13 protein-coding genes are annotated in these 9,730 nt (G+C 56.4%); all 13 read left to right on the forward strand.

Annotated elements, in window-relative coordinates; genetic code table 11:
- The first annotated feature begins 1,226 nt into the window (after positions 1-1,226).
- On the forward strand, positions 1,227-1,598 hold the full coding sequence (gene rplN / locus O3648_RS07885; RefSeq protein ID WP_005504986.1) for a 50S ribosomal protein L14: 372 nt from the start codon (positions 1,227-1,229) through the stop codon (positions 1,596-1,598).
- Between the two features lie 3 nt (positions 1,599-1,601).
- Positions 1,602-1,937 (forward strand): 50S ribosomal protein L24, encoded by a 336-nt coding sequence (gene rplX, locus O3648_RS07890; protein ID WP_005504988.1) that lies wholly within the window; start codon positions 1,602-1,604, stop codon positions 1,935-1,937.
- Positions 1,937-2,497: a 50S ribosomal protein L5 gene (gene rplE, locus O3648_RS07895; RefSeq protein ID WP_005505001.1), complete on the forward strand. Its 561-nt coding sequence runs from the start codon at positions 1,937-1,939 to the stop codon at positions 2,495-2,497. The genes rplX and rplE overlap by 1 nt, the downstream gene beginning before the upstream one ends.
- A gap of 73 nt (positions 2,498-2,570) precedes the next feature.
- The gene (rpsH, locus tag O3648_RS07900) at positions 2,571-2,969 is read left to right on the forward strand and encodes a 30S ribosomal protein S8 (RefSeq protein WP_005505003.1); all 399 of its coding nucleotides are present in this window, start codon (positions 2,571-2,573) and stop codon (positions 2,967-2,969) included.
- Between the two features lie 27 nt (positions 2,970-2,996).
- On the forward strand, positions 2,997-3,533 hold the full coding sequence (gene rplF, locus O3648_RS07905) for a 50S ribosomal protein L6 (protein ID WP_005505004.1): 537 nt from the start codon (positions 2,997-2,999) through the stop codon (positions 3,531-3,533).
- A gap of 2 nt (positions 3,534-3,535) precedes the next feature.
- A complete protein-coding gene (rplR, locus tag O3648_RS07910; protein WP_279789299.1) occupies positions 3,536-3,895 on the forward strand; it encodes a 50S ribosomal protein L18 in 360 nt (119 codons plus the stop codon).
- Positions 3,896-3,924: 29 nt separating this feature from the next.
- On the forward strand, positions 3,925-4,569 hold the full coding sequence (gene rpsE, locus O3648_RS07915) for a 30S ribosomal protein S5 (protein WP_204860947.1): 645 nt from the start codon (positions 3,925-3,927) through the stop codon (positions 4,567-4,569).
- 2 nt (positions 4,570-4,571) lie between these two features.
- On the forward strand, positions 4,572-4,778 hold the full coding sequence (rpmD, locus tag O3648_RS07920; RefSeq protein ID WP_279741271.1) for a 50S ribosomal protein L30: 207 nt from the start codon (positions 4,572-4,574) through the stop codon (positions 4,776-4,778).
- 2 nt (positions 4,779-4,780) lie between these two features.
- Positions 4,781-5,227 carry a 50S ribosomal protein L15 gene (rplO, locus tag O3648_RS07925; RefSeq protein WP_279741269.1) on the forward strand — a complete coding sequence of 149 codons (447 nt, stop codon included), beginning with the start codon at positions 4,781-4,783 and terminating at the stop codon, positions 5,225-5,227.
- 281 nt (positions 5,228-5,508) lie between these two features.
- On the forward strand, positions 5,509-6,816 hold the full coding sequence (gene secY, locus O3648_RS07930; RefSeq protein ID WP_279791145.1) for a preprotein translocase subunit SecY: 1,308 nt from the start codon (positions 5,509-5,511) through the stop codon (positions 6,814-6,816).
- Positions 6,813-7,376, forward strand: a complete 564-nt coding sequence (locus tag O3648_RS07935) for an adenylate kinase (RefSeq protein WP_279789303.1) — start codon at positions 6,813-6,815, stop codon at positions 7,374-7,376. Before secY ends, O3648_RS07935 begins: the two co-directional genes overlap by 4 nt.
- 120 nt (positions 7,377-7,496) lie before the next feature.
- Positions 7,497-8,333, forward strand: coding sequence for a type I methionyl aminopeptidase (map, locus tag O3648_RS07940; protein ID WP_279741264.1), 837 nt, complete (start codon positions 7,497-7,499; stop codon positions 8,331-8,333).
- Between the two features lie 124 nt (positions 8,334-8,457).
- Positions 8,458-9,672 carry a 23S rRNA (adenine(2503)-C(2))-methyltransferase RlmN gene (gene rlmN / locus O3648_RS07945; RefSeq protein WP_279741262.1) on the forward strand — a complete coding sequence of 405 codons (1,215 nt, stop codon included), beginning with the start codon at positions 8,458-8,460 and terminating at the stop codon, positions 9,670-9,672.
- Positions 9,673-9,730 lie beyond the last annotated feature (58 nt).

The raw sequence follows: 9,730 nt of genomic DNA on the forward strand, positions 1-9,730 counted from the left end.
GAGAGAGAAGGAATGAGAGAAATAGGGGAGGGCGAGGCGGCCCTTCTGCACTCGCCCGTCCATATTTGACCAGTTAACAGCCCGTAAAAGATGAAATGTAGGGTTCTGGCACCTCAGATATAAAGAAAACCCGCACCGAAGTGCGGGTTTGTGTCAAAGCGAGGTTCGGTCCCTAGACAAACGGATTAGCGAGGAAAAAGGGACCCAAGAAATCTGTCCGATAAGGACCGAACCTCTTATTTGACGCATGCGTCTCTTCTATTATGGTACATCTTGCTGATTTTCGCACCTTGAAGCACATTTATTACCAAAAAACTTGATTTTTGAAAAAACGACCCTTAATTTCTAAATTTTTAAGCAGATTTTTTCAGAGCACTGCTTTGGTGGAGTTCAAGGGTGGCGAAATATGGCGTCATTGCTATGAACCAGGCAGAGGACTACCCTGCAGATTAAGGTTCCCCGCGTGCTGGATGTGCGCTTTGATGAATACTGCGAGGCTCTAGAAGAGAATTGGTAGGGAGAAGCCTCTTGTCCATGACGGTACCGCGAAGTATATGTGTCCTGGCTACTGAGTGAAGAGCGGTCGATATACCTAAAAACAGTCCCTGCCTTCCCTCTGATGCTGTGTGTGCGCTTGTGAGGTGGGAGAGTAGGACTGGGGTGATCTCTTGCTACCTGCGGCAAGTCTGTCGTGGAAGTACAGTAAAGCGTAGTAAAATATAAATATCTATCTTCCTTGTTTTACACATTGTTTGATAGATTTCTCGAGGCCCCTTCAGTTTCTTATGCGTCAGGAACTACACGAAGGGGCCTCCTGCTTTAAGTGTCAAATAATGGACCTTCTCAATCGATGGTGATGTGGGATATGGGGTTTTACTCTCTAAACCCGGCTATCCCCAGAGATAGGGTGGAGGAGACCGAAATCATAGTCGATCAACTCTTGCGCTACATACCTGCTTCCTGTACAGTGTTAAGACTGTGTGGCTGTATCCAAATAGCTGCACAACCACGGGCTTCTCGTGCCAGTGCATAATGCCGCTACTTACGGGTGGGATACGCCCGCTTCACGCGGGTCCAAATGCTTCTGGCATGGGTTTGCCCCAGACGTTTCCGCTAACCCCTTCCATAGAGATGGGGCCCGGGGCGTCAACCAATCCCGTAAAAATGTTCCGCAAGGCTGGCTCGCGCCTAAAGCGAGTCGGAACCGGCGAGACGACAGGAGAAATATGATTCAGCAGGAGTCGCGACTGAAGGTCGCCGACAACACTGGTGCGAAGGAAATCCTGACCATCCGTGTTCTCGGTGGTTCCTCGCGTCGCTACGCAGGCATTGGCGACATCATCGTCGCAACCGTCAAGGATGCAATCCCCGGCGGTACCGTAAAGAAGGGTGACGTTGTCAAGGCAGTCGTCGTCCGCACCAAGAAGGAAACCCGTCGTCCCGACGGTTCCTACATCAAGTTCGACGAGAACTCCGCAGTGATCCTGAAGAACACTGATGGTGATCCCCGTGGTACCCGTATCTTCGGCCCCGTGGGTCGTGAGCTTCGCGATAAGAAGTTCATGAAGATCGTTTCGCTGGCTCCGGAGGTGCTCTAATTCATGGCTAAGATCAAGTCCGGCGACCTGGTTCAGGTTATTTCCGGTGCAGATAAGGGCAAGCAGGGCAAGGTTCTGAAGGTTCTCCCCAAGGAAAACCGCGTGATTGTTGAGGGCGTCAAGGTCGTCACCAAGCACACCAAGGCTAACCCCCTGACCGGCGCAGCAGGCGGCATCCAGAAGGTTGAGGCACCGATCCACGTTTCTAACGTTGCGATTGTTGACCCCGAGACCAAGAAGCCGACCCGTGTTGGTTTCCGCCTCGAGACTGTAGAGCGTGACGGCAAGGAGCGCACCGTTCGCGTGCGCGTTGCTAAGCGTTCGGGTAAGGACATCTAATGACCGAAACCAAGATCACCCCCCGCTTCAAGACCAAGTACGCTGAGGTCGTCGTTCCCGCTCTGCAGGAAGAGTTCAAGTACGAGAACGTCATGCAGACCCCGAAGATCGTTAAGGTCGTCGTAAACATGGGTGTTGGCGAGGCAGCTCGCGACGCAAAGCTCATGGACGGCGCAATCCGCGATCTCACCGCAATCACCGGTCAGAAGCCGATTGTTACCCGCGCTAAGAAGTCCATCGCACAGTTCAAGCTGCGCGAAGGTATGCCCATCGGCGCACACGTCACCCTGCGTGGCGACCGCATGTGGGAATTCCTGGATCGCCTCGTCACCCTGGCGCTGCCCCGAATCCGCGACTTCCGCGGCCTCTCGGACCGCCAGTTCGACGGTAACGGTAACTACACCTTCGGTCTGACCGAGCAGTCCATGTTCCACGAAATCGATCAGGACTCGATCGACCGCGTGCGTGGTATGGACATCACCGTGGTGACCTCCGCGAAGACCGACGAGGAAGGCCGTGCAATCCTGAAGGCACTGGGCTTCCCGTTCAAGACCAACTAACGACTACGTTGTAGGTCCAGACCCCGTTACCGCGGGGTAGGGAAACCACAACGAGGAAGGGCTAAAGCCCACAATGACTATGACTGATCCGGTCGCAGATATGCTGACCCGTTTGCGTAACGCAAACTCCGCATACCACGACACCGTATCCATGCCCTACTCCAAACTGAAGGCTCGCATTGCTGAGATTCTGAAGGCTGAGGGCTACATCGCCGACGTGAAGGTTGAGGATGCAAAGGTCGGCAAGACCCTGACCCTCGTCCTCAAGTACGGTCCGTCCCGCGAGCGTTCTATCGCTGGCGTGCGTCGTATTTCCAAGCCGGGCCTGCGTACCTACGCAAAGTCCACCAACCTGCCCCAGGTTCTGGGTGGCCTCGGCATCGCAATCCTGTCCACCTCTTCGGGTCTGCTCACTGACAAGCAGGCTGCGAAGAAGGGCGTGGGCGGCGAAGTCATCGCTTACATCTGGTAGTCGGTTAGAAGAGAAAGGAAGAGAATAATGTCACGTATTGGACGTCTCCCCATCTCGGTTCCCGCCGGCGTTGAGGTTAAGGTCGATGGCAACCTGGTCACTGTTAAGGGCCCGAAGGGCGAGCTCTCCCACAAGGTAGCTTCCCCCATCACCGTGGCTCTGAACGAAAACGAGATCGTTGTATCTCGTCCGAACGACGAGCGCCTGTCTCGCTCGCTGCACGGTCTGACTCGTACCCTGATTCAGAACCTGATTATCGGCGTTACCTCCGGTTATGAAAAGAAGCTGGAAATTGTTGGTACCGGTTACCGTGTGACCCCGAAGGGTAACGACCTGGAGTTCGCTCTGGGCTACTCCCACCCGATCAACATCACCGCTCCTGAGGGTATTACCTTCGCAGTGGAGGGTGCTAACAAGCTGACTGTGTCGGGTATCGACAAGCAGCTCGTTGGTCAGGTTGCAGCAAACATTCGTGGTCTGCGTAAGCCCGATCCCTATAAGGGTAAGGGTGTTCGCTACGCAGGTGAGCACATCCGCCGCAAGGTCGGAAAGGCTGGTAAGTAAACATGGCTATCAAGTCGAAGGCAGCGCAGCGTGCACGTCGTCACGCTCGCGTCCGCAAGTACGTTTCGGGTACCGCTGCGCGTCCGCGCCTGTGTGTCACCCGTTCGACCCGTCACATGTTCGTTCAGGTTATCGACGATGTCAAGGGCGTAACCCTGGCATCCGCTTCCACAATGGAAGCAGAGCTGCGTGCAGCTGACCTGGACAAGACCGCTAAGGCAAAGCGCGTTGGTGAGCTCGTAGCAGAGCGTGCCAAGGCAGCTGGTGTTGAGGCAGTCGTGTTCGACCGCGGTGGTAACAAGTACCACGGCCGTGTTGCAGCCGTTGCAGACGGTGCACGCGAGGGAGGTCTTGCACTCTAATGAGCGAGCAGAACGTAAAGGAAACTCAGGTGAGCGAAGCAGTAGTAGCTGAAACCGCTGAGACCTCCAACCAGCGCGAGGAGCGCCGCAACAACCGCGGCGAGCGTCGTGGCCGTGGTGAGCGCCGCAACAACCGCGCTCGCGAGGAGGAGAAGGACAAGTACATCGAGCGCGTTGTGACCATCAACCGCGTTTCCAAGGTCGTCAAGGGTGGTCGTCGCTTCAGCTTCACCGCGCTGGTCGTCGTTGGTGACGGTAACGGCCTGGTCGGCGTTGGCTACGGTAAGGCTAAGGAAGTTCCCGCAGCAATCTCCAAGGGTGTCGAGGAGGCAAAGAAGAACTTCTTCCGCGTTCCCCGCATCGAAGGCCGCACCATCCCGCACCGTGTGCAGGGTGAAGCAGCTGCAGGCGTTGTGATGCTCCGTCCGGCAACCGCTGGTACCGGTGTTATCGCAGGTGGCCCCGTGCGTGCAGTACTCGAGTGCGCAGGGATTCACGATGTGCTGTCCAAGTCGCTCGGTTCCTCGAACCAGATCAACATCGTTCACGCAACTGTTGCAGCACTCAAGCAGCTCGAGGAGCCCCTGGCAGTGGCAGCCCGCCGTGGCCTGCCCACCGATGAGGTTATCCCCAGCTACCTGCGCAACACCAAGTCTGAAAAGGCAGGTGCGTAGTAATGGCCAAGCGTATTCAGCCCAGCGACGCAAAGCTGGAAATCACCCAGGTCAAGTCCTATGTTGGTCAGAAGCAGAATATGCGCGACACCCTGCGTTCCCTGGGCCTCAAGCGCCCCGGCAACAAGGTAGTCCGCACTGCTGACCCCATCACCGTTGGCATGGTTAACACCGTTGCTCACCTGGTGAAGGTTGAGGAGGTCAAGTAAAGATGGCAGAAGCTATCAAGATTCACGATCTGCGCCCGGCACCGGGTGCCCACAAGGCAAAGACCCGCGTTGGCCGCGGTGAAGGCTCCAAGGGTAAGACCGCAGGTCGCGGTACCAAGGGTACCAAGGCACGTTACCAGGTTCGTGTAGGCTTCGAAGGCGGCCAGCTGCCGCTGCACATGCGCCTGCCGAAGCTGCGCGGCTTCAAGAACCCCTTCCGCACCGAGTACCAGGTTGTTAACCTGGACCGAATCCAGGAACTGTTCCCCAACGGTGGCGACGTCACCGTGGAGGCACTGGTTGCTAAGGGCGCTGTTCGCAAGAATGAGCTCGTGAAGGTTCTGGGCAACGGCGAAATCTCCGTCAAGGTGAATGTTGTTGTCGACAAGGCATCGGCTTCCGCTATCGAGAAGATCGAGGCCGCTGGCGGTTCTGTAACCGTTAAGTAGTCTTCAAGACGAGAGAGCCCCCGTCTGTACACTGTACGGCGGGGGCTTTTTGCCGCTCGAAAAGACTCACAACAGGGATGTATTCCTGTATTCGTATATTTGAATGCTTGATGTGTACCACATGTATTGTTCAAAAATCGCGTTAAGAGAATATAAAAGCTACATAATCTGCTAGGGAGTTATTGTTACCTGCTCCAAACACGATAGACTGGAAGACGTGTTTACTGCACCCTAAAACTCCTTCAGAGGAAAGGGTGCCCCATAGACTTACAGGAGGACATGTGCTGAGCGCATTCGGGCGAGTCTTTAAGACCGCTGATTTGCGGCGTAAGCTGCTGTTTACCCTGGCAATGATTGTGCTGTACCGCGTGGGCACTTTCATCCCCGCGCCAGGCGTTTCCTACGGAAATGTACAGCAGTGTCTGAACGCCAATGTTACGAGCGGTGGCGTCTACGATATCGTCAACCTTTTCAGCGGTGGCGCACTGCTGCAGCTTTCGATCTTCGCCCTCGGTGTGATGCCGTACATTACCGCGTCCATTATTATCCAGCTGCTGCGCGTGGTCATCCCGCGATTCCAGGAGCTGCATGATGAAGGCGCTCAGGGTCAGGCAAAGCTCACCCAGTACACCCGCTACCTGACCATTGCTCTTGCTCTGCTGAACGCAACCACCATCGTCTCGATGGCGCGCTCCGGCGTTTTGCTGGGTAACTGCCCCGGCATCATCCCCCAGGACGATGTACTGCACATCCTGCTGATTATCGTCACCCTGTGTGCAGGTACCACCGTCATCATGTGGATGGGTGAGCAGATTACCGAGCGTGGCGTCGGCAACGGCATGTCCCTGCTGATCTTCACCTCAATTGCTTCCTCCTTCCCGAGCGCTCTGGGCTCCATCCAGCGCACCCACGGTTGGGGTATTTTCGCAGCTGTCTGCGGCATCGGCCTGCTGGTTATGCTCGCTGTGGTCTATGTGGAGCAGTCCGTTCGCCGTATCCCTGTGCAGTACGCAAAGCGCATGATTGGTCGACGCACCATTGGCGGCACCAACACCTATATTCCACTCAAGGTCAACATGGCCGGCGTGATCCCGCTGATTTTCGCCTCCTCCCTGCTGACCCTGCCCGGTCTGCTTGCCCAGTTCAACACCCCGACCGACGGCTCCACTCCACCGGACTGGGTTAACTGGATCAACGCATACCTGGTGCGCGGCGACCACCCGCTGTACATTGCTCTCTACTTCTTCATGATTATTGGCTTCGCGTACTTCTACGTGGCGGTCACCTTCGACCCGGTAGAAGTAGCGGACAATATGAAGAAGTACGGTGGCTTCATCCCCGGTATTCGCGCCGGTAAGCCCACCGAGCGTTACCTCAGCTACGTACTCAATCGAATTACGTTGCCTGGTGCACTTTACCTGGGTGTAATTTCCATGATTCCCCTGGTAGCGCTTATCCTATTCAACGCAAACCAGAATTTCCCGTTCGGCGGCGCCTCGCTGCTGATCGTGGTGGGTGTTGGTCTTGATACTCTCAAGCAGATCAATGCTCAGCTCCAACAACGAAACTACGAAGGACTGCTCCGATGAACCGTCTGCTCATCGTCGGCCCTCCCGGTGCAGGTAAGGGCACCCAGGCCGTCAAGATTGCTGAAGCGCTGAAGATTCCCGCGATTTCTACCGGTGATATCTTCCGCAAGAACATCAAGGAAGAGACCGAACTGGGCAAGGAAGCAAAGTCGTACATCGACTCCGGCAACCTGGTTCCCGACTCTGTCACCAACAACATGGTGCGCGCACGCCTGGAGGAAAGTGACGTCGTCAACGGCTTCCTGCTCGATGGCTACCCCCGCAACACCTCCCAGGTGCACGAGCTGGACTCCATCCTCGAGGCCAAGGGCGAGAAGATCGACCGCGTTCTCCTGCTGGTTGCAGACAACGACGAACTCGTCGAGCGTCTGCTCAACCGCGCAGCAGAGCAGGGTCGTACCGATGACAACGAAGAGGTCATCCGTCACCGCCTGAAGGTCTACGAAGAAGAAACCGCACCGCTGATCGCAATCTACCGCGAACGCGGCATCGTCAAGGAAGTTAATGGCCTCGGCGAGATTGCTGAAGTCACCAAGCGCATCCTCGACGCTCTGAAGTAATCTTCTGCTGTACCCCCGCAATTTGAGGTGCATGATGCATCACAAAGACTTGCGGGGGTACAGTGCTGTCTGTAGAGTTCTAAGCTTGGGCGTACCGCCCCACATACCTAAGGAGCCAGAATGGCACGAGTCGAAATTAAAACCAACGCACAGCTTCAGCAGATGGCTCGTGCAGGCGTTATCACCAGCCGCGCGCTCGATGCGGCAGTGGCTGCAGCCCGCCCCGGTATAACCACCGCAGAGGTCAACGCCGCCTTTGAGCGCACCATGCTGGAACTGGGTGGAACCTCCAACTTCTACGGCTACTACGACTACCCTGCAACTGTATGTACCTCCGTCAACCATGAGGTTGTTCACGGTATCCCCGGCGACTACGTGCTCAAGGACGGTGATATTCTCTCCATCGACGGTGGCGCGTACGTCATTGATCCCGCTACCAACCGTCAGTGGCACGGCGATTCGGCGCGTACTGTACTGGTTGGTAACGTGAGCGAAGCACGCGCCGAGCTTTCCGCTGTCACCCGCGAGGCAATGTGGCATGGTATTGCCGCTCTGGCAACCGCAAAAAAGGTCGGCGAAATCGGCCTTGCCATCGAAGCGTATGTGACCGAAGAATACGGCGATAAGTACGGCATCATTGAAGACTACGTCGGTCACGGTATCGGCTCCCAGATGCACATGGCACCGGACGTACTGAACTACGCTGTGCGTGACATGGGTCCGAAGATTAAGCCCGGCATGGCTTTCGCTGTCGAACCGATGCTTGTCACCGGCTCCATCGAGACTAACGTGCTCTCCGACGACTGGACTGTTGTGACCGTTGATGGCTCCGATGCATGCCAGTGGGAGCACTCCGTTGCTGTGCACAGTGAAGGTATCTGGGTCCTGACTGCAGAAGACGGTGGCGCAAGCGAACTTGCTCGCTTTGGCGTAACCCCGGTTCCGATTCCCGCCTAAGTCTCACCGCTAGGGTAGGGGAACCCACCTTTAGCTGCCTCACCTCCACCTGAAGAAACCGGCGAATCCGGTCCGGTGCGTGATAACGTATCCGAAAGCATCCACATCACAAGGAAGAAGCTCCATGAGCGAAACTCTCAACAGCGGCGAGACAACCGCACCCGCTGCGACCAAGGTGCCGGTTGAAATCTCGAATATTCGCCCCGCACCCGGCCAGATCACCCTGAAAGCACCGCGCCGTGCGAAGCCGCCCAAGCATATCGCTGACTTCGACATGGCTGGCCGCCGCGAATTTCTGAAGGAACTTGGCCATCAGTCGTTCCGTGCATCCCAGCTGTCCAAGCACTATTTTGAGCGTTTAGTCACTGACCCTGCCGAGATGACTGACCTGCCGGCTAAGGACCGCGAGCAGATAGTTGCACAGGCGATGCCTCAGCTTCTGACCCCGGTCCGTACCCTCGAGGCTGACGGTGGCGACACTCTGAAGGTTGTGCACCGCCTCTTCGATGGTGCGCTCATTGAGTCCGTTATCATGCGCTATGACAACCGCGTGACCATGTGCATCTCTTCGCAGGCTGGTTGCGGTATGAACTGCCCCTTCTGTGCGACCGGTCAGCAGGGTTTGACCCGTAACCTCTCCACTGCAGAAATTGTGGAGCAGGTCGTTGCCGGTGCTCGCTATCTGAAGCAGATGAAGGGCCTGGAAGAAGCAGAAGGTGGTTCTGAGGATACTCGTCCGCTGCGTGTTTCCAATATTGTCTTCATGGGTATGGGCGAGGCGCTCGCTAACTACAAGGCAACCATGGGTGCTGTGCATCGTCTGATTGACCCTTCGCCGGAGGGCCTCGGTATTTCTGCTCGTGGTCTGACCATGTCGACCGTGGGCCTGGTGCCGGGTATTCGTAAGTTCGAGCTGGAGAAGCTGCCCATTACTTTGGCGCTGTCTCTGCATGCTCCGGATGATGAGCTGCGTGATGAGCTGATTCCGATTAACCAGCGTTGGAAGGTCGACGAGACTCTGGACGCTGCGTACGACTACTACCGTACGACCGGTCGCCGCGTCTCCATTGAGTATGCGCTGATTCGCGATATTAACGATCAGGGCTGGCGTGCGGATCTGCTCGGTAAGAAGCTGGCTCAGCGAGGCCGAGGCTGGGTGCACGTGAATCCGATTCCGCTGAACCCGACCCCGGGTTCGAAATGGACGGCATCCCGTAAGGGCGTTGAGCAGAACTTTGTGGAGCGTCTGCGTGCCCACGGTATTCCGACGACTATTCGTGATACTCGTGGTTCCGATATTGATGGCGCATGCGGTCAGCTTGCCGCTAAGGAAGACTAGGCAACTGAGCTTTGCTCGATAAGGTGTGCCCCTTTCCGCCGGTTGGCAGTCCTTAAGG

Source organism: Rothia sp. 27098_8_161, assembly GCF_041432905.1.
Taxonomy (GTDB): Bacteria; Actinomycetota; Actinomycetes; order Actinomycetales; family Micrococcaceae; genus Rothia.

Coding starts and splice junctions, on each gene's coding strand:
- rplO (WP_279741269.1), top strand. CDS start 4,781: ATGGCAGAAGCTATCAAGATTCACGATCTGCGCCCGGCACCGGGTGCC.
- rplN (WP_005504986.1), top strand. CDS start 1,227: ATGATTCAGCAGGAGTCGCGACTGAAGGTCGCCGACAACACTGGTGCG.
- rlmN (WP_279741262.1), top strand. CDS start 8,458: ATGAGCGAAACTCTCAACAGCGGCGAGACAACCGCACCCGCTGCGACC.
- rplR (WP_279789299.1), top strand. CDS start 3,536: ATGGCTATCAAGTCGAAGGCAGCGCAGCGTGCACGTCGTCACGCTCGC.
- rpsH (WP_005505003.1), top strand. CDS start 2,571: ATGACTATGACTGATCCGGTCGCAGATATGCTGACCCGTTTGCGTAAC.
- O3648_RS07935 (WP_279789303.1), top strand. CDS start 6,813: ATGAACCGTCTGCTCATCGTCGGCCCTCCCGGTGCAGGTAAGGGCACC.
- rplX (WP_005504988.1), top strand. CDS start 1,602: ATGGCTAAGATCAAGTCCGGCGACCTGGTTCAGGTTATTTCCGGTGCA.
- rpmD (WP_279741271.1), top strand. CDS start 4,572: ATGGCCAAGCGTATTCAGCCCAGCGACGCAAAGCTGGAAATCACCCAG.
- rplF (WP_005505004.1), top strand. CDS start 2,997: ATGTCACGTATTGGACGTCTCCCCATCTCGGTTCCCGCCGGCGTTGAG.
- rplE (WP_005505001.1), top strand. CDS start 1,937: ATGACCGAAACCAAGATCACCCCCCGCTTCAAGACCAAGTACGCTGAG.
- map (WP_279741264.1), top strand. CDS start 7,497: ATGGCACGAGTCGAAATTAAAACCAACGCACAGCTTCAGCAGATGGCT.